Here is an 18,934-nt window from a genome sequence, read left to right as displayed (position 1 = left end):
CCGACTGCCTACTGCCGACTGCCCCTTCATCAATTGACCTCCATCAATCCCCCGGCGCCGCCGGCGCGCTAACCTCCGCAATCTTCGGAGACCGCATTTGAAAGCTGCGCAGCGCCTGCTCGAACTGGCCGCCAAAGAAGGCGTCACCGCCTGCTTCGCCAATCCTGGCACTTCGGAGATGCACCTGGTCGCCGCGCTCGACGCGACGCCGCAGATCCGGCCGATCCTGTGTCTGTTCGAAGGCGTCGCCACTGGCGCCGCCGACGGCTTCGGCCGCATGGCGCAAGCTCCGGCTCTGACGCTGCTTCATCTCGGCCCCGGCCTCGGCAACGGGCTCGCCAACCTGCACAACGCCTATCGGGCCCGCACGCCGATCCTGTCGCTGATCGGCGAACACGCAACCTACCACCGCGCCAACGATCCCCCGCTCGCCAGCGACATCGCCTCGATCGCACGCCCCGTCTCGGCTTGGCTGAAGACAGTGGAACGGCCGCAGGACCTGCTCGCCGACGCCGCCGCAGCTTTGCAAGCCGCGAAAGCGCACGGCCCGGCCGCACTGATCCTGCCCGCCGATGTCGCCTGGTCCGACGTCGAGCCGGACGCGCCGCCGCAAGCGCCGCCGGCGCCGCAGGCCGCCGACTGGGGCGAGCGCGTGGACCGCACCGCACGTGCGCTGAACGCGCGCGCGGTGATGCTGCTGGGCGGCCGCTATCTCAGCGCACGCGCCTGCGCCGCCGCCCAGCGCATCGCGGAGAAAACTGGCGCCCAGGTCTATGTCGAGACCTTCCCCACCCGCATCGCGCGTGGCCGCAATACGCCGCCGCTGAAACGCCTGCCCTATCTCACCGAAATGTCGGTCGGCCTGCTCGCCGCCGCCGAGCACATCGTTCTCGCCGGCGCGGCAAAGCCGATCGCCTTCTTCGCCCTGCCTGGCCGGGCGACAGAGCTTGCACCGGCAGGCGCCTCGATTGTCGATTTCTTCCCGCCGTTCGGCGATCCCACGGATGCGCTCGAAGCGCTCGCTGAAGCCGTCGGCGCGAACATGCCGCACACCGCCACCGCCGAGCCGCCGCCCGCCGCCCCATCCGGCGCGCGCCTCGATCCAGGCGGCTTCGCGCAGATCGTCGCCGCGCACCTGCCGGAGCATGCGATCGTCTCGGACGAGTCGAACACGCTCGGGCTCTACGCATTCGACGCCGCGGCGGGCGCAGCGCCGCACGATTGGCTCACGCTGACGGGCGGATCGATCGGCCAAGGTCTGCCGCTCGCCACCGGCGCGGCCGTCGCTTGCCGCGGCCGCCGTGTCGTCGCCCTGCAAGCGGACGGCAGCGCGCTCTACACGATTCAAGCGCTCTGGACCCAGGCGCGCGAAGGGCTCGACGTCACCAACATCATCCTCAATAACGGCGCCTACGCCATTCTGAAGCTCGAGATGATGCGCGCCGGCATCAACGCGCAAACCGAAGCGGCGGCCGAACTCTTCGATCTGCAGCGCCCCGGCATCGACTTCACACGCATAGCAAGCGGCTTCGGCGTTCCGGCGCAGCGTGTGACGACGACGGACGAACTCGCCGCCGCACTCCGGCGCAGCGTCGCAACGTCGGGACCTTCGCTGATCGAGGCAGTGTTCAAATGAGCGAACTTCCCGCCGCTTTCGCCGAGCGCCTGCGCGCACATCTGGGCGAGCGCTTCATCACCTCGAAAGCGATATGCGGTCAGCATGCCGGCGGCGGCATGCATTTGCGCCCGCTGCCGCCGCAGGCGGTGGCGATGGCCGAAAGCATCGACGACATCGTCGCTGTCGTTCGCGCCTGCGACGCGTTCGGCGTTCCACTCATTCCATTCGGCGCCGGCACCTCGCTCGAATGTCATGTGGGCGCCGCGCGCGGGGGCGTGTCGCTGAATCTGAGCGGCATGAACCGCGTCCTGCTCGTGAACTTGGAAGATCAGGATTGCACCGTCGAAGCGGGCGTGACGCGCAGCGCGCTCAACGAGCACCTCCGCCGCACCGGCCTCTTCTTCCCCGTCGACCCGGGCGCCGACGCCACGATCGGCGGCATGGCCTCGACACGCGCCTCCGGCACCACCACCGTGCGGTACGGCGGCATGCGCGAAAACGTGCTCGGCCTCACCGTCGTGACGCCGGCGGGCGAAGTCGTCCGCACGTCGCGGCGCGCGCGCAAGAGCGCGGCGGGCTATGATCTCACGCACTTGTTCGTCGGCGCCGAAGGCACCTTGGGCGTCATTGCCGAAGTGACGTTGCGCCTCTACGGCGCGCCCGAAGCCGCCAGCGCCGCCGTCGGTTCGTTTCCGTCCGCCGCCGCAGCGACGACGTCCGTCATCGAAGCTGTCCAACTCGGCTTGCCGCTCGCGCGCGCGGAGTATCTCGACGCGGCGACGATCGCAGCCGTCAACAACGCGTTCAAAACCAATCATGCCTTGGCGGACACGCTGTTCGTCGAATTCCACGGCGCGCCGGAGGAAGTCGCCCGCGCGTCCGAACGCTTCAAGGCGATCGCGCTCGACAATGGCGGCGGCGAGTTCAAATGGGCGATCGAGGAGGAAGAGCGGACCGCGCTTTGGCGCGCGCGCCACCACGCCGGGTTCGCCGTCGCCGCCTCGCGCCCGGGCGCGCGGCCCTGGTCGACAGACGTCTGCGTTCCGATCAGCCGCTTGGCTGAGTGCATCGTCGAAACCAAGAAAGACTTGGCGTCCGCGCCCTTCCCAGCCGCGGTGCTCGGTCACGTCGGCGACGGCAATTTTCACGTCGTGCTGATGCTGAATCCAAGCTCACGTGAAGAGCTCGCCGCCGCCGAGCAATTCAATGACGCGCTGGTCGCACGCGCGATCGCGATGGACGGGACCTGCACCGGCGAGCACGGCGTCGGTCTCGGCAAGCGCGAGGCGCTCGTGGCCGAATTGGGCGCAAGCGTCGATCTCATGCGCGCCATCAAACGCGCCCTCGATCCGCGCGGTCTCATGAACCCCGAGAAGATCTTCGCCGCTTGAGGGCGCCGCCCGGCCTACTCGCGCGAAACCGAGCGCTCGATGCGGCGCGCAATCTCCGCCCTTTGCTGGCGCGAAGACGCGGCCGCGCGTTGCGCGCGATAGAGCCCTTCCAGGTAGCCGAGATCCCAAGCCGTCATCTGTTCGGGCCGCTGCCCTTCCGCGCCGCGGAAAAGATTGAGGATGCTCGGATAAGCGCTGACGTCCAGCGCCGGATCGAGCTGCACCAGGGCCGCCATCGCCACGTAGTCGGCAACCGCCGCCGGCGGCAGGCTTTCCACCTGCGGCGCATTCACCAGCACCAGCGCAAAGCCGATGTCCTGCCGCGTCGCGCCGCGGAACCGGGTCCCATCGGATCGCACCGCCTCGACCCCGGACAACCCGCCGCCGGACAGCACCGCATCGGAGCCGCCGCCGGTCGCCGCGCCGAGCGCATCGCGCGTGCTGCGCCCAGCGCGCGTATCGGTGTCGTCGACTCGGCGCCCATCGGCGCCTACCGTGTAGGCGATGTGCCACCAGCGCACCGGCCGGTCGCTCGCGGCGAACGCCTCGAGATTCTCCCGCCCAGTTGTGGAGATGGTCTCACCATTCTCGAAACCGAGCAGGTCTCGCCTCGTGTCGACGAGTTCGCGCGCCACCACGCGCGCGTCGGGCGCGAAGATGATGACGAGATTTCGCGTGCATCCGGGTCCGGCGACGTCGAGTCCGACGGCGCGCGCACGCAGCGCGATATGATCGATGAGCGTCTGCGCTTCCGCGGCAGGCAAGCCGGCGACGCTAGGGCACAGCCCGTCGTTCCAACGCGCGTAGAGGTCGTCCGACGAGGTGAGCGCCACCTCGGTTGCGAACGCCGAAGCACGCTCGCGCACGTCTTGCGCCGAAGCCGCCGAAGCGAACGCCAAGCACGTCGCCACGGCCGCGAATGTGAGAAGCTTGGCCACTGCATTTCCTCCCTGCAACGACACGCAGGGAGCCTAAGCCCGGCTTGCGCCGGGCCACAAGTCACATTCAGGACACATTCGGTTGAACGGCGGAACTCAGGCCGCGTCGTGCAACACTTCCCAGACGTGCCCGTCCGGATCGGTGAAGCAGCCGGAATAGACGCCGTCGTCATCCTCGGCGTCCGACGCCGTGGCGCCCGCGGCCTTCGCCTTGGCGATCAGCGCGTCCACTTCCTCGCGCGTATCCGTGAAGTAGCTCAGGATCGACTCCGAATTGCCGCGCGCGGCCGGGCGATGGCCGACGCTTTCGACATAGACGCCGAAATCGCTGCGGTTCAGCAGCACGAGATAGACGCCGTCGACATCGAACGCGGCATGGTCTTCGTCCTGCTCGTCGGCGCTGAAGCCCATCACGTTCTGATAGAACGCCATCGACTTCTGCAGGTCATCCACCGGCAAGGTGACGCAAGAAATCGCTACAGGCATCCTACCCTCCATGTGACGCCACACGCGTCTTCTGAAGCGAGCAGTGAATCGATTTGCCGGGGCTTACAAGGCCGACGGCAGCGCCCAGCGCGAAGACGCGCAGAGGCAACGCGACGACGTTCGACATCGGGTTGCGCGCGCGTTCTGGAGTCTGCGCTCTGCCCGCTGACCTATGGTCGACGCGGAATGCGCCAGTGACGCGTAGTTCCCCTTACAGGAGAATTCGCCGGGGCTTTTCAGGACACATGTTGTGGCGCCGGCGCATCGCCAAAGATTAATGATTAATGAACAAGGGGTGTGGAGTTGCGGGTTCCACGCACCCAGCGCACCTGTGGCCTCCCCAGAACGGGTGATCACTACAGGGGTAAATACCAATGCGTAATTGGATTATCGGTGCGGCGGCCATCCTGGCCGTGGCCGTACCGGGCGTGGCCGCGGCCCAAACGGGCTATGTCGGCGCCGCCATCGGCAATGCCGAAACGGATCCGGGCGATGACGCCGATTTCTACGGCGTCGAGGGCGCTGTTGCGTTCGCGGGCTCGGGCTCGATCGTGTTCGAAATCGACGCTTCGGTCACTGACAGTGACGATCTCGACACCGGCTATGGCATCACCGGCCACGTCTATGGCCGCAGCGACCAGGGCCTGTTCGGCGGCTTCGTCGGCATCGGCGGCACCGACGACAGCGAAACCTGGACGGCCGGTCTCGAAGCCAGCAAGTTCTACACGAACTGGACGCTCGCCGGCGCGCTCTTCTACGCCAACAACGACGACTTCGACGCCGACGGCTATGGCGTGAACGTCCAGGGCCGCTTCTTCGTGCACGACAACTTCCGCCTCCAGGGAAACCTGGGCTGGGCGCAAGCTGACTTCGCCGGCGGCGACACCGATGCGTTCATCTACGGCGTCGGCGCCGAGTATCAATTCACCGCGGCTCCGATCTCGATCGGCGCGAGCTGGAATCATGCCGAACTCGACGACTTCGACGCCGAAGCCGACTCGCTCGTTGGCGTGATCCGCTACAATTTCGGCGGCACGACGCTGCGCGATCGCGATCGCAACGGCGCCAGCCAAGCCGACATCACCGGCGCGGGCTTCCTGTTCTAAGAACAGGCCTTCGTACGCAAACGACTGCAGCGCTCCGGCTTCGGCCGGAGCGCTTTTTCGTCGGCGCAACACAACTGTGACTTCCGCGCCACGCGGGGCCGACGTTCCTTCGTTGCGCCTGCGCAGTAACCACTCGTCAACCATCGCCGCGCCAATGGTGCCCCGACGGCTGCGATGTCATTTCGCGGCAGTGACAACACCGCCGCTGCGGCGGAGACCAAAGGGGACATTGCATGAAGAAGCTGATGCTGGGCGCCGCGGCCGCGGTGGCCATCGCCACACCGAGCGCCGCGTTCGCGGACACCAGCGGCTACATCGACGCCGGCTACGAAGCGACGGAATATGACGGCGGCGGCGAGTTCGACGCGCTGCACCTCGGCGGCGCGATCGCGCACGACCTCTCGTCGGGCTGGGGCGTGCAAGCCGATGCGCGCGCCGTGAACCAAGAATGGGACGGCAGCTCGAGCGACGATACGCACGGCTACGCCGCGGTGCATGCCTACACCAACACGGGCTCGTGGGACTTCGCCGGCTATGTCGGCCTGATCAACTACTACGATGACGGCGGCAAGATGATCGGCGTCGAGACGCGCACCGCGTTCGGCAACGTCTCGGTCAACGGCTCGCTCGGCTACGCCGATTTCGAGAATGGCGCCAACGACTACAATGCGTTGGATCTGCGCGTGAACGGCGCCTACTTCTTCAATCCGAACTTCGCTCTCACCGGCGGCGTCGGCGTCACCGAGTGGGACGCGTTCTTCGACTCCGACGCGCTCGATCTGTCGCTCGGCGCGGCCTATCAGCTGACCAACGGCATCGCCCTCACCGGCGAATACGTCAACACCGATGGCGACGGCGCGTTCGGCGACTGGGAAGTGGACAGCTTCCGTCTCGGCGTGCGCTTCAACATCAATGGCGGCGATCTGCAGAACGTCACCAACAACGGCGCAAGCTGGAGCGGCGCGTCCGACCTCAGTGAATCGATGATGCGCTGGTAAGCGCGATCGTCTCGCCTACGTAACGGCAAGCGCTCGTGCACACGCACGGGCGCTTGTTGTTTTCCACAACCGCGAGCGCGTTTCGCAGTGAACATTGGCGCCTCGTTCATCTTTCCGTGTCCGCGTCGACACACGTTGATCGCGGCGAAGCAACCTTCTGCAGAACGCCTCTTTTGCATGCGCGCGGGCGCGATCAAGTAGCAGCAGCCGTCTCGGCTGACTCCTTGAAGGGGACCACTGCATGAAGAAGTATCTGCTCGGCGCTGCTGCGGCGCTGGCTCTTGCTGCGCCTGGCGTGGCTTCGGCGAACTCTGGCTACGCCGATCTCAGTTACACCAACACCGACTTCGGCAGCGGTGACGCCGACACGACAGCGCTGGGCGGCGCTTACTCGTGGGGCGGCGACGGCACTGTCGGCTTCCAGATTGATGGCGTCCTCGGCCAGCACGAATTCACCGGCGGCGATGTCGACACCTACAATCTCGGCGCTCACGCCTTCGTGCGCAATGAAGGCCACCTGATCGGCGGCTTCGTGAACTTCGGCAACACCGATTTCGGCGGCGGCTCCGAGTACGATTACTATACGCTCGGCGCCGAAGGCGCGGTCTATATGTCCCGCACCACGCTGAGCGGCGTGCTGAGCTGGTCGGATTCCGAAGATCTCGACAACTCGGTCACCGCGCTCGACCTCGGCTTGACCCACTTCGTCACCGATAACTTCTCGATCGGCGGCAATCTCGGCTTTGGCGAATTCGACGCCGGCAGCGATTTCATCGCCTATGGCCTCGGCGGCGAATATCAGTTCGCCAGCTTCCCCGTCAGCCTCTATGGCGGCTGGAACACTACCGACTTTGACGGTTTCGAAGTCGACGCGTTGACGCTCGGCGTGCGCTACAATTTCGGCGGCTCGCTGTTCGATCGCGATCGTTCCGGCGCCAGCCTGTCGCGCAATGGCGGCTTCGGCCGTCTGGGCGGCATCCTCTAAGCAGAACGTCCAGTCGAAAGACGAAGAGCCTCGGCGAAAGCCGGGGCTCTTTTTCGTTGCGGCGGTGCGTGGCGCCGACACCACGCACGCGCGCGAAACTTACCGCCACATCTCACGCCTGCTGTCGCAGCGATTCGAATCCCAGCACAGCGCTCGTGCGGGTGTTGGGACAACTCATTCCAATGAGGCAACGATGATTAAGAGACTGCTCCTCGGCGCTGCGGCCGCGATCGCTATCGCCACTCCGGCTGCGGCGGACACCAACGCCGTCGTCGGCATTCACTACGGCAACACCGATCTCGACGTCGCGGATTTCGATTCCTACGGCTTCAGCGGCGCGTTCAGCCATGATCTCGACAGCGGCGGCGTCCTGCAGTTCGACGGCGACTATACGCGGGTTGACGCCGGCGGTTGCTGCGTCAGCGGCGGCTACGGCGCCATGCACTACGCTATGCGCAACGACAGCCACAGCTTCGGCGGTTTTGCGATGCTCGACGACTTCTTTGGCTTCTCCGCCATCGGCGCCGGCGTTGAAGGCCAGATGTTCTTCTCGAACTTCGTCCTGAACGGCTCGCTGGGCTTCGCCGACTTCAGCGACCTCGAGGCGACCGTCGTCTCTACCCAAGTCGACGGCGCCTACTACGTCACGCCGAACTTCGCCATCAATGCGCTGGCGAGCTACAGCGAAGGCGACGACACGCTCGACGCGGATTGGACCTCGTTCGGCGTCGGCGGCGAATGGCGCTTCGGCGGCGGTCCGACCAGCCTCACTTTCGGCTATCGCAACACCGACTTCGACGGCGGCGATGCCGATACCTGGTCGCTCGGCCTCAACTTCGACCTGGGCACGGGCACGCTGCGCGACCGCGCCAGCTCGGGCCCCGGTTTGAACGGCGCGGCCGCCCTGCACGGCAATCTGCACTCGATCACGCCGTAAACGGCGCATCGGCTGCACACATGAAGAGCCCCGGCCTCACCGCCGGGGCTCTTTTATTTTGCGCAAGGCGTGTCTCAGCGGCCGAGATTGACGCTGCCGGAGCCGCTGTCGACCAGTTGTTCGACGCGGCCCGCGTCGGCGATGGAGATGTCGCCCGAAGCCGACAGCGAGGCGCGCGTGTATTGGGCGACGCCGCCGAAGCGCACGCTGCCGGAAGCGGAATTGCGCGCCGTCAAACGCTCCACCCGTCCGCCATCGACGCTAAGATTGCCTGAGCCGGAGAGGTCGAGCACCGCGTTCTGTCCGCTCACCGCCGCGACGCGCAGATTGCCAGAGCCGTTGAGATCGGCGTCGAGCGAGCCGTCGATCGCGCCGGCGCGCAGGTTCCCCGAGCCATTCAGGACGAGGCGCGCCTCGCCGCCTGCGGCGCCGAGTTCGAGCGAGCCCGATCCGCTGAGGCGCGCGTCGACGCGGCCGGCCACATCGCCGACCTCCAGATTGCCAGAACCGTTCAGCCGCAGCGCCGCGTCGTTGTCGGCGCGGACGACGTGAAGCGCACCGGACCCGTTCAGGGTGGCCGCCAGCATTCCGCTCACGCGTTCGGCGCGCACCCCGCCCGAGCCGTTGAGATCGACATCGAGCGGCCCGTTCGCGGCGCCAAGCGAGGTGTCGCCGCAGCCGTTCAGCGTGACGCTGCCGCCGTTCGAAGCGCCGATGCTCGAATAGATCGCCCCGCCTGCCTCGTACGCCAGCGAGCGCGGCACGCGCACGGTGATCCGCGGCAGATCTCCGCGCCGCACCGTGCCGATCCCGGCGATGCGCACGTTGTCGCCCGAGCCGGTCCAACTCGAGCAGCCGCGAATGCGGTTGCGCAAGCCGCCGTCGATCAGCAACCGGCCGTCGCTGACGCGCGTGGTGAGCGTCGGCAGGCGCCCGGTCGGGCCGATCTGCACGTCGATGTCGGCGCGATCTTCCGGAATGATCCTCACTTCGGCCGCCGCGCTGGTGATCTCGAGCGCGGTGGCGCGGTAGGTCTCCGCCGCAGCCGGGCTGGCGAGCACGCAAAGGCAAGCGGCGGTCGCCGCAAATAATAGGCGCACGTCTATCCTCCCTATTCCCTCTGCAGCAGGGATGCGGGCGGCCGGCCGTTTGGATGCGTTAGATTTCGACGCCGGCTCGTTCGAACACGCGCTTGGCCGGATCGAGCAACGCGCCGTACCTCTTCCAGCGCCCTATCGCGGTGTTGTAGAGCGGCACGCGGACCTGGGCGGCGCTCGGCGTGCCCACCCCCGCGGCGTTGCGATGGAAGGCCAGGCAGCGATCGTTCCAATCGAGCCCGCAGAACGCGACCACGCGGCGCGTCATCTCCTCCTGGCCGGCGATCAAGTCCTCGTATTGGAGCGGCATGAAACGGTCCGCCGGCAGCGTCGCCTGCCAGTGGCGCAGCACGCGGTCGAACTGCACGAACTTATGCGCCGCGAACTCAATGTCGTAGACGTAGTCGTAGAAGCGGTCGTCGAGCGGGAAGAGCTGCTTGTAGTTGGAGACGACGCTGTCGAGCGGATGGCGGCGCACGGCGATGACGCGCGCATTCGGCAGCGCCCGCACAATCGCGCCGGCCAGCAGATAATTGCTCGGCGCCTTGTCGACGAAGCGCGGCGTCGCGCCGGAAAGCGGCCGCGTGCTGTCGATGTAGAGTTTGCCGAGCCGCGCATAATCGACCGCATTCGCGCGCGCGAGCGTGTCTGCATCGAGCGTCGGCCGCGTCGGCGAGTCCGACAGCTTCTTGTTGAGCAGCGCGAAATTGCCGATCTCGCCGATCGAAATCACGTCGGGATGACTGGAGAGGATGCGATCGACCAGCGTGGTGCCGGAGCGCGGCAGACCGGAAACGAAAATCGGCTCATTGCTGTCGAAGCCTGCCGTCGCCGGCGGTCCGGCGTCGATTGCCGCTCGCGCCAGCGCCTCTTCCTTGGCCGCATCATAGGGGCTCAGCGCTTTTCGTTTCGCCTTGCCGCGCTTCAGCCAGGCGAACGATTTTTCGACATCGCCGAAATCCTCGTAAGTCTTCGCGAGCGCGTGCCCCAGATGCGCGGTGCGCCAGCCGTCTTCGTCGGGCCCGGCGAACTGTGCTTCCATCAGCGCGATGCTGTTGCGCTCGGGCGTCTGCTTCTGCAGCCGCACCAGCGCCTCGCGGGCCTTGAAGTAGTCCGGCGCGGCGCCCAGCGCGCGTTCGTAGGCCTTGATGGCCGCCTCGAACTTGCCGGAATATTCCTGCGCCAAGCCAAGCTCGAACAGCACGGGCGCGTTGTTCGGCTGCAGCACGCTGACGCGCGCGAACGCCTCCGCCGCCGCGGCGTAGTCGCCGAGCAGCCGATAGGCGACGCCCGCGCCGAACAACGCGCGCGGATCGTTCGGGTTCTCCGCCTTGGCGCGTCCGGCCAGCGCGCGCATCGCGCCGAAGCGCTGCACGATTTGCGTCAGCTCGTTCTCGTTCGGCATTCGGGATATGGGCGGCTCAGCCCGTCTTCTTCTTCTTGCGCATCTCGATCGAAGCGATCTGCATGTCCGCGGTCTGGTACTCGGCGCTGGCGCCGCAGCTGCGGCAGCTCAGCGTCTGCGGCCCCTTCACTTCGATCTGTTTGCCCTCGAACAACGGATCGTCGACCACACGGAAATGCTTGCTGCACGACTTGCAAGCGACCCACAGATAGGACTTCCCGACGACTGGTCTGGCCATGAATGAACTCCCTGGCCTGAGTTTAGCCGACCAAAACCGTCCGCGCACCCACTGCATGCGGTTGGCGAGCCCAGCTCGCGCCGCAAACGAAAAGGGCCGCTCCCGAGGAGCGGCCCTTCCTATTCCGTCTATCGCTTCGCTTAGGCGCGGAGCTTGGTCAGCACTTCGGTCGCCACGGCGCGCGGCACTTCTTCGTAATGGCTGAACTCCATCACGTAGGAGGCGCGGCCCTGGGAGAACGAGCGCAGCTGGTTCACGTAGCCGAACATGTTGGCGAGCGGGACCATCGCGTTGATGATCGTCGCGTTGCCGCGCATGTCTTGGCCCTGGATCATGCCCCGGCGCGAGTTCAAGTCGCCGATAACCGAGCCGACATACTCTTCCGGGCTCGTGACCTCGACCTTCATGATCGGCTCGAGCAGGCGCGCGTCGCCCTTTTCCTTGAGTTCGCGGAACGCGGCTTGCGACGCGATCTGGAACGTCAGCACGTTGGAGTCGACGTCGTGATAGGCCCCGTCGACCAGGCGGGCGACCACGTCGATGACCGGGAAGCCGGCGAGCAAGCCGTTTTCCTTGGCCATGTTGAGGCCTTTTTCGACGCCGGGGATGTATTCCTTCGGCACCGCGCCGCCGACGATCTTGTTCTCGAACACGAAGCCGGTGCCGGGCTCGCCCGGCTCGAACTCGATCTTCACGCGCGCGAACTGGCCCGAGCCGCCGGTCTGCTTCTTGTGCGTGTAGTCGATCGTCGCCGCGCGGCCGAGCTTCTCGCGGTACGCCACCTGCGGCGCGCCGACATTGGCTTCGACCTTGTAGGTGCGCTTCAGGATGTCGATCTTGATGTCGAGGTGCAACTCGCCCATCCCCTTCAGGATGGTCTGGCCGCTTTCCTGATCCGTGGACACCCGGAACGAGGGATCCTCGTTCGCCAGCTTCGACAGCGCGACGCCCAGTTTTTCCTGATCGGCCTTCGACTTCGGCTCGATCGCCACTTCGATGACCGGCTCGGGGAATTCCATCCGCTCGAGGATCACCGGCTTGTTCGGATCGCAGAGCGTGTCGCCGGTGCGGACTTCCTTGAGGCCCGCGAGCGCGACGATGTCGCCCGCATAGGCTTCCTTGATGTCCTCACGATTGTTCGCGTGCATCAGCAGCATGCGGCCGGCGCGCTCTTTCTTGTCGCGCGTCGAGTTCAGCAGGCCGTCGCCGGCGTTCAGGATTCCCGAATAGATGCGGCAGAACGTAATCGTGCCGACGAACGGGTCGTCCATGATCTTGAAGGCGAGCAGCGACATCGGCGCGTTGTCCGACGATTCACGGATCAATTCCTTCTCCGGGTCGTCCATGTCGACGCCCTTGATCGCGGGGCGATCGGTCGGCGCCGGCAGATAGTCGACGACGGCGTCGAGCAGCGGTTGCACGCCCTTGTTCTTGAACGCCGAGCCGCAGAACATCGGATACCAGGCGCCCTTCAGCACCGCCGCGCGGATCAGGCGCTTCAGCGTCGGTGTGTCCGGCTCTTCGCCTTCGAGATACTTTTCCATCACCGCGTCGTCGAGTTCGACGGCGGCTTCGATCAGGCCCGAGCGATACTCGGCGGCCTTGTCCTTCAGATCGTCCGGAATCTCGACGATGTCGAACTTCATGCCCGAGGGATCGTCCTTCCAGACGATCGCCTTCATCTCGACCAGGTCGACCATGCCGCGGAAGGTGGATTCCTGACCGATCGGCAGCTGCATCGGCACCGGGCGCGCGCCCAGGCGCTTCTTGATGTCGTCGACGCACATGTAGAAGTCGGCGCCGGTCTTATCCATCTTGTTGGCGAAGATGATGCGCGGCACCTTGTACTTGTCGCCCTGGCGCCAAACGGTCTCGGTCTGCGGCTCGACGCCCTGGTTGCCGTCGAGCACGACGACGGCGCCGTCGAGCACGCGCAGAGAGCGCTCGACTTCAATGGTGAAGTCGACGTGGCCGGGCGTGTCGATGATGTTGAGGCGCTTGTCCTTCCAGAACGTCGTCGTCGCCGCCGACGTGATGGTGATGCCGCGCTCCTGCTCCTGCTCCATCCAGTCCATCGTGGCGGCGCCGTCGTGGACTTCGCCGATCTTGTGGCTCTTGCCGCTGAAGAACAGAATCCGCTCCGTCGTCGTGGTCTTGCCCGCGTCGATGTGGGCCATGATGCCGAAGTTGCGGTAGTCTTCGATTTTGTACTGACGAGGCATGACAATTCTGTCCGTGTGTTTGGACCGCCCGGCCCTTTGCAGAGCCGGTGCGAAGCCGGCCCCAAAAGCGCCGGCGATCCGTTTGGATTACCAGCGGTAGTGGGAGAACGCGCGGTTGGCTTCGGCCATCCGGTGCGTGTCTTCGCGCTTCTTCACCGCGTTGCCGCGGTTGTTCGACGCGTCAATGAGTTCGCCGGCCAGGCGTTCCTGCATCGTGTTCTCGTTGCGCGCGCGGGCCGCGCCGACGAGCCAGCGGATCGCCAGCGCTTGGCGGCGCTCGGGGCGGACTTCGACCGGCACCTGATAGGTGGCGCCGCCAACGCGGCGCGAGCGCACTTCGATCGCCGGCGCGACGTTCGCGAGCGCATCGTGGAACGCCTCGATCGACGGGCGCTTCATCTTCTTTTCGACGGTCTCGAGCGCGCCGTAGACGATCTGCTCGGCGGCGGACTTCTTACCTTCGTACATGACGTAGTTCATGAACTTCGTCAGAACGAGATCGCCATAAACGGGATCGGGCAGAACTTGGCGCGGCTCGGCGCGGTGACGGCGGGACATTCGTTCTCTTCCTTACTTCGGACGCTTGGCGCCATAGAGCGAGCGGCGCTTCTTACGGTCTTTGACGCCTTGGGTGTCGAGCACGCCGCGCAGGATGTGGTAGCGAACGCCCGGCAAGTCCTTCACCCGGCCGCCGCGGATCAGCACCACCGAGTGCTCCTGCAGGTTATGGCCTTCGCCCGGAATGTAGCACACGGCTTCGATGCCGGTGGTGAGACGGACCTTGGCGACCTTCCGCAGCGCCGAGTTCGGCTTCTTCGGCGTCGTCGTATAGACGCGGGTGCAGACGCCGCGGCGCTGCGGGCTGGCCTTCAGGGCCGGCGACTTGTTCCGCACCGGCTTGGGGTGCCGCGGCTTGCGGATCAGCTGGTTGATCGTCGGCATTCGCCTCTTCCGTCCTGGTCTTTCAAACTCGAACAGCGCGCCAAGCGGCCCTTCCGGAACCGCCAAATGGCGCGCCAAAATCAGTGCCAATCGGCGGGGCGGCGCATAAAGCAAGGCCGCAGCCGTTCCGAATGAGGGCGGACAAATACGGGCGCAAGGTCATAAGGTCAAGCCGCGCCGGTGCGACGGTAACGCGCTTTTTCCGCCGCCTGACCAAGTTCTGTGGGGCTCGTCGCCTCGCTCCCGCTTTGAGCCGGTTTAGCCGGCCGGCGCAAGGTCCACATCGCCGACCCTGTTTACTACCGTAGCCAGCCCAGCAACTTGCTCCTCGCCCATTGCGACAGCGCGAACTTTCGGCCGGACGTCGGCGGCAGGCCGGCGTGTTTTGTCAGCCGGTCCGGCTCACCGTTCGACATCACGTTGGAGAACGCCACCGCATCACCCGGCGCGCCGCGAAACCGAATTCCGAGATCCGGAAAATCGGTTTCGCCCTCAGTGAAGTCCGCGTTCAGGTAGGTCACAACAGTTGCCACGCGCTGACCGAAGGTTTGGAGCTCGCGCGCGAACAGCGGAACCGCCGGATCAACGAAGTCGCAGTGGTAATCGAAACTCTGCCCCGGCTCGTAGCTGAGCACGTTCGGCGGTTCGAATTGCAGCGGCGAGAGGCCGAACAGGTGCGCGGCCCGGTGCTGCATGATGACGCCAAGCACGTCGATGCGCTCAGGTCCAAACTGAAACATGGTGGCCGTGCGCATAGGATCAGGGACGCCCTGGCCGTGCGCGTTGTTCACGAGCGCAGGCTTGAGCCCTTCGCGGGCGCTGGCGATGAACCAGTCCGCAAAGCCCTCCGGCATGAAGTCGTCGCACGCGAAGACAAGGGACCGTTCGTGCACTCGCCGCGGCGCGGGCGGCGTTACCAGTTCGGCAGGATGGCGGCCTGCGAGTACTTCTAATTGCCCATCGCCACTTTCGCGCAACAGGCGAAGCGCTTCATCCCATTGCCCTTGGAAGGCGGCTCTGACGGCAGTCATGGGAGGTTGGGGTAGCACGGAACTGAGCTTATCCGTAAAGGCGGCAATCCGAGAACATCACCGCAAAAAGAAAAGCGGCGGGCCGTGAGGCCCGCCGCCGGTAGTTCTTTCGATTTCGGCGTACCGACTAGAAGCGGTAGCGGCCCGAGACCGACAGCACGCGGCCGAGAACACGGTAGTTTTGCACGTCCGTGTTGGCTTGGCCGAACAAGCCGTCCGCCGTTTGCGGCGGGTACTCGTCGAACACGTTGTCGACGTTGGCCGTCAACGTGAAGTTGTCGGTCATCGCCCAACGCGCCGTGAGATCGAGGTAGCTCGATTCCGGGTTCGTCGTGTTGGCCCAGTTGAAGCTGTAGGTTTCCGGATAGTAGGTCCAGCGGCCGAACAGCGTCCAATCGCCGACGTTGTACGAAACCGACAGCACCGACTTGTAGTCCGGCAGAGCGCCGCCGATGCCGGCCGACGAACCGCCCGCGAACTCGTTTCCGTTGATCGTGTAGGATTCGAGGAGCGAGTACAGTTCGTTGATGGTCAGCTGGCCCGGGCCGAGCGGCAGCGACCACTCGAGCTGGATGTCATAGCCTTCGGTCGCCAGCGCGCCTTGGTTGCCCAGGCTCGTGTTGACGAAGTCGATCTGACCGGTGCCGGTGTCGCGGACGACGTTGGCGCAAGAGGCCAGGTTGCCGTTGACGTAGCAGTCGTTGATGAAGAACTGCGCGCCGAACGCGGCGATAACGTCCGTGATCTCGATGTCGTAGTAGTCGATCGAGGCGCGGAGATCGCCGACCGGGAACCAATCCGGCGTGAACACGACACCGTAGGTGAGCGATTCAGCCGTTTCCGGTTGCAGGTTCGGGTTGCCGAACGCGAAGGCTTCGACCTGCGAGTTGTTCGCCGTGAAGCCCGGGTAGTTCGCGATCGGAACGCCCTGACCCACGCAGAACGCCTGCGTCACGCCGCCCACGTCCGGGTTGCCGTCGCTGTTCGCGTCGCGGCAAGGATCGGTGTAGGCCGGGAAGCCTTGGTCGCCCGACTGGAACAGTTCGATGACGCTCGGCGCACGAGTCGCTTCGTTCTGCATGACGCGGAAGCGGAGCCACTCGGTCGGCGCCCATTCGCCGCCCAACTTGAACGAGTCGATGTTGCCGACCGACGAGTAGTTCGAACGGCGATAACCGGCTTCGATGCCCAGGTAGTGGGCGAACGGCGCTTCCGAGACCAGCGGCACGGACATTTCCGTGTACAGTTCGTACACGTCGACCGAGCCTTCCGCGTCTTGGATCGCGTTGAAGCCGTAGATGTTGCCCGTACGCTGTTGGTCGTCGATGAACTTGCCGGCGTACGAGTCGCGATACTCGAAGCCGAACACCGCAGCGATCGGACCAGCCGGCAGCTCGAACAGGTCACCGCGGACGAAGCCGGTCACCCGGTTTTCCTCGATGATGTTCTCTTCGAACGTCGTCACGCGGAGGAACGACGCCATCGCGTCAGTCAGCGTGCCTTCGCCGAAGATGTCGAGCGTCAAGCAGCCCGGAAGAGCCGCAGAGCCGAGGTTCGTGGAGACGTCGTCGATCGTGCCGAGGACGGCGTCCGGTCCAGGCGTCAGCGCTTGGCAGCCCGACAGACCTTGGTTGAAGGCCGTGCGGTTGACCGAGTTGAGCGCGCGGTTGCCGAAGTTCACCTGACCGTACGAAGCGGCGAGGTTCCAGTCCCAGTTCTCGCCCAGCGAGCCTTCGAGGCTCGTCAGGAAGAAGAACGCGTTGTTCTCGTAGAACGCGTTCCGGGTGCCGACTTCGTTCGTGCGGCGGTTGGCCGTGAACGGCGCGTACGGCGTCGGACGGCTCATCAGCGCGGTCCACAGATCCGGGTGGTCGTTCTGGATCATGGTGCGCATGTTGTCCGTCAGACGAACCGTGAGGCTCGTCGCAGGCGTCGGCGCCAGCTGAACTTGCGTCCGGCTGTTGGTGTAGTTGATCAACAGGTTCAGGCGGACGTCGTTCTCGAAGTCATAGTGACCCGTGGTCGTCAGCGAGACGCGTTCGGCCGGCAGGATCAGGAAGTTGTCCGGCGCGAAGTTGTAACGCGACGAGCCTTGCAGGCCGATGTCACGCAGCGGAATCGCGCAGAAGCCCGCGCCGTTGAACGGCGTCAGGTTGCCGTTGGCGTCGAACGAGAGCGTGCCGCCGTTCACGGCGCCGCCGCCGACGCCATCGCAGTTGGTGTCGGTGTTGCCGGCGCCGAAGGTGCCCGGCAGCAGCGCGCTGAGGTTCTGGAATGGGTTCGAGGCGTTGTTGCTGATCGAGCCCCAAGCCGGCGTGGCCGAACCACCCGAGTTGGAGATGATGCCGCCGTGCGATTGAGCCGCCGCGACGCTGTCGCAGATCGAGTACGTGTAGCCGCCCGGAACCGCGTCATAGCAGATGGCGCCGGAAACGCGCGAATAGTCGTACGCGTCTTGCAGAACCTTGTCGCGATCGTAGTACGAAGCGTACGCGGTCAGGTTGCCGCGGCCGTTGGCGAAGTTGCCGCCGACGAGACCGTTGATTTCGAATTCGGCGGCGTTGCCGGTTTCGAGCTCAGCGCCGTACGTCATCGTGACTTCCGCGCCTTCGTAGTCATCCTTCAGCACGAAGTTGACGACGCCCGCCATAGCGTCCGAGCCGTACACCGCGGACGCGCCGCCGGTCACGACTTCGATCCGCGAGATCAGCGAGGCCGGGATCGTGTTCAAGTCGACGACGCCCGTGGTGGACGAGGCCGGAACGCGTTCGCCGTTGATCAGCACCAGGGTGCGTTGCGGGCCGAGGCCGCGCAGGTCGACCGTGGCGAAGTCTTCGCCGCCGGCGTTGTTCGACGTGCGGGTGTTGCCCGGAACGATCTGCGGCAGTTCGTTCAGCAGCGAATCGGTCGTCAGCGTGGCGGTGAGTTCGAGCTGTTCGGCGCCGACGGTGGTGATCGGGCTGATCGCTTCGAAGTCTTGGCGCGCGAGACGCGTGCCGGTGACGACAATAGCTTCTTCTTCTTCCTCAGCAGCGTCCTGCGCGAGAGCAGGCGTGCTGGTCAGCGCGGCGGCCGCCGCTGCAAGCACCGAGGCGCCCGTCAGCAGAGACTTACGCTGTCCATTCTGCGTCTTTTTATTCGACATAAGTTGAACCCCCTAAGAGCGCCAGGCCAACGCCGGTATGGCGGCAAGCCCACTTTCTCTTCCGGGCGACCATCGCCCGAATTCGCCTGCGTTTGTCTGCTCGTCCCCCCAGGGACGACCGTGCCTTAAGCCCGGCGTCGACTCCCGCCATGCTGCGGCAACGCTAACGACACAATTTAACCAAGGTCAATTTCCGATCGCCGAAAACTCGCCCCCGAAGTGCGGGGCTGGGCTTGGTGTGTCCCTTTTGCGCCAGTCATGCTTTCGCGGTTACCTGATGATCGGATTTGACCGCGCCGCGTTTCTGCGACGCAGCCCGGCCCAGCTACAAGCTCCCGACGAAATCTTCAATAGGTACAAATAGTTAAACGCTCTCAACCGTAACCGGCGGCGAC

General features: G+C 65.4%; 16 protein-coding genes. 6 read left to right on the top strand and 10 right to left on the bottom strand.

Annotated features, from left to right (window positions below; genetic code table 11):
* Positions 1-97 precede the first annotated feature (97 nt).
* Both VEA80_RS14935 and VEA80_RS14930 read left to right on the top strand, forming a co-directional pair.
* Positions 98-1,636: an acetolactate synthase large subunit gene (locus tag VEA80_RS14935; protein WP_325061561.1), complete on the top strand. Its 1,539-nt coding sequence runs from the start codon at positions 98-100 to the stop codon at positions 1,634-1,636.
* The gene (locus tag VEA80_RS14930) at positions 1,633-3,009 is read left to right on the top strand and encodes an FAD-binding oxidoreductase (RefSeq protein ID WP_325061560.1); all 1,377 of its coding nucleotides are present in this window, start codon (positions 1,633-1,635) and stop codon (positions 3,007-3,009) included. Before VEA80_RS14935 ends, VEA80_RS14930 begins: the two co-directional genes overlap by 4 nt.
* A 14-nt stretch (positions 3,010-3,023) precedes the next feature.
* On the opposite strand, the gene VEA80_RS14925 is transcribed toward VEA80_RS14930, so the two are convergent.
* Positions 3,024-3,947 carry a hypothetical protein gene (locus VEA80_RS14925; protein ID WP_325061559.1) on the bottom strand — a complete coding sequence of 308 codons (924 nt, stop codon included), beginning with the start codon at positions 3,945-3,947 and terminating at the stop codon, positions 3,024-3,026.
* Positions 3,948-4,043: 96 nt separating this feature from the next.
* A complete protein-coding gene (locus VEA80_RS14920; RefSeq protein ID WP_325061558.1) occupies positions 4,044-4,433 on the bottom strand; it encodes a VOC family protein in 390 nt (129 codons plus the stop codon).
* 374 nt (positions 4,434-4,807) lie between these two features.
* Here VEA80_RS14920 and VEA80_RS14915 point away from each other — a divergent pair, with 374 nt between their 5' ends.
* From VEA80_RS14915 to VEA80_RS14900, 4 genes are all read left to right on the top strand, one after another.
* Positions 4,808-5,539, top strand: a complete 732-nt coding sequence (locus tag VEA80_RS14915; RefSeq protein ID WP_325061557.1) for a DUF481 domain-containing protein — start codon at positions 4,808-4,810, stop codon at positions 5,537-5,539.
* A gap of 233 nt (positions 5,540-5,772) precedes the next feature.
* Positions 5,773-6,537 carry a hypothetical protein gene (locus VEA80_RS14910; RefSeq protein ID WP_325061556.1) on the top strand — a complete coding sequence of 255 codons (765 nt, stop codon included), beginning with the start codon at positions 5,773-5,775 and terminating at the stop codon, positions 6,535-6,537.
* A gap of 241 nt (positions 6,538-6,778) precedes the next feature.
* The gene (locus VEA80_RS14905) at positions 6,779-7,522 is read left to right on the top strand and encodes a hypothetical protein (protein ID WP_325061555.1); all 744 of its coding nucleotides are present in this window, start codon (positions 6,779-6,781) and stop codon (positions 7,520-7,522) included.
* 193 nt (positions 7,523-7,715) lie between these two features.
* Positions 7,716-8,459, top strand: coding sequence for a hypothetical protein (locus tag VEA80_RS14900; protein ID WP_325061554.1), 744 nt, complete (start codon positions 7,716-7,718; stop codon positions 8,457-8,459).
* Between the two features lie 74 nt (positions 8,460-8,533).
* Here VEA80_RS14900 and VEA80_RS14895 read toward each other — a convergent pair whose 3' ends face one another.
* The 8 genes from VEA80_RS14895 to VEA80_RS14860 all read right to left on the bottom strand — a co-directional run bounded on the left by VEA80_RS14895 (position 8,534) and on the right by VEA80_RS14860 (position 18,539).
* Positions 8,534-9,559 carry a GIN domain-containing protein gene (locus tag VEA80_RS14895; protein ID WP_325061553.1) on the bottom strand — a complete coding sequence of 342 codons (1,026 nt, stop codon included), beginning with the start codon at positions 9,557-9,559 and terminating at the stop codon, positions 8,534-8,536.
* A gap of 58 nt (positions 9,560-9,617) precedes the next feature.
* Positions 9,618-10,961 carry a tetratricopeptide repeat-containing sulfotransferase family protein gene (locus VEA80_RS14890; protein ID WP_325061552.1) on the bottom strand — a complete coding sequence of 448 codons (1,344 nt, stop codon included), beginning with the start codon at positions 10,959-10,961 and terminating at the stop codon, positions 9,618-9,620.
* Positions 10,962-10,977: 16 nt separating this feature from the next.
* Positions 10,978-11,199, bottom strand: a complete 222-nt coding sequence (locus tag VEA80_RS14885) for a hypothetical protein (protein ID WP_325061551.1) — start codon at positions 11,197-11,199, stop codon at positions 10,978-10,980.
* A gap of 140 nt (positions 11,200-11,339) precedes the next feature.
* On the bottom strand, positions 11,340-13,421 hold the full coding sequence (gene fusA / locus VEA80_RS14880; RefSeq protein WP_325061550.1) for an elongation factor G: 2,082 nt from the start codon (positions 13,419-13,421) through the stop codon (positions 11,340-11,342).
* A gap of 87 nt (positions 13,422-13,508) precedes the next feature.
* Positions 13,509-13,979 carry a 30S ribosomal protein S7 gene (rpsG, locus tag VEA80_RS14875; RefSeq protein WP_325061549.1) on the bottom strand — a complete coding sequence of 157 codons (471 nt, stop codon included), beginning with the start codon at positions 13,977-13,979 and terminating at the stop codon, positions 13,509-13,511.
* Between the two features lie 12 nt (positions 13,980-13,991).
* Positions 13,992-14,363, bottom strand: a complete 372-nt coding sequence (gene rpsL, locus VEA80_RS14870) for a 30S ribosomal protein S12 (RefSeq protein WP_325061548.1) — start codon at positions 14,361-14,363, stop codon at positions 13,992-13,994.
* A 299-nt stretch (positions 14,364-14,662) separates the two neighbouring features.
* The gene (locus tag VEA80_RS14865; RefSeq protein WP_325061547.1) at positions 14,663-15,340 is read right to left on the bottom strand and encodes a 2OG-Fe(II) oxygenase; all 678 of its coding nucleotides are present in this window, start codon (positions 15,338-15,340) and stop codon (positions 14,663-14,665) included.
* A 181-nt stretch (positions 15,341-15,521) separates the two neighbouring features.
* Positions 15,522-18,539 (bottom strand): TonB-dependent receptor domain-containing protein, encoded by a 3,018-nt coding sequence (locus VEA80_RS14860; protein WP_325061546.1) that lies wholly within the window; start codon positions 18,537-18,539, stop codon positions 15,522-15,524.
* Between the last annotated feature and the right edge of the window lie 395 nt (positions 18,540-18,934).

The sequence above is a fragment of the Vitreimonas sp. genome, assembly GCF_035627415.1.
Lineage (GTDB): Bacteria > Pseudomonadota > Alphaproteobacteria > Caulobacterales > Aquidulcibacteraceae > Vitreimonas.
Note: the sequence above shows the minus strand (reverse complement) of the source record. Positions and strands in the feature narration are given on the sequence as shown.